Annotated in this window: 1 protein-coding gene; it reads left to right on the top strand. The window is 55.3% G+C overall.

Translation table 11 applies throughout. The features are described 5' to 3' along the window. Window positions 1-309 (top strand): ATP-binding protein (locus tag MWC30_RS22165; RefSeq protein WP_244086352.1); only part of this gene is annotated, 309 nt, incomplete at both ends.

The raw sequence follows: 309 nt of genomic DNA, 5'->3' as shown, positions 1-309 counted from the left end.
GCTCATGCGCCTGGCCGAACTTGAAATCGAACACCGCTGGCTGGCAGCCATTAAACTGCGATACACTCAGTCCAAACTGCCCGATCGCGTCTCCATCGATCAGTTTGATTTCCACCACCACAACACCAGATCCGAGCAGAAAGAGAGCATCCTCGCCCTCCTGGACCTGGGGTTTCTCAGGGAGCACATGGACGTCATCCTCATCGGAAATCCCGGCACGGGAAAGACCTTCCTGGCTCAATGCATCGCCCTGGCGGCATGCAACGCCAATTTCAAGGTCCTTTTCACAACCGCCATGGACATGATCAA

Source organism: Desulforhabdus sp. TSK (assembly GCF_022836495.1).
GTDB lineage: Bacteria > Desulfobacterota > Syntrophobacteria > Syntrophobacterales > Syntrophobacteraceae > Desulforhabdus.
The sequence above is the reverse complement of the archived record's forward strand: the minus strand, read 5'-3'. Positions and strand labels throughout refer to the sequence as shown.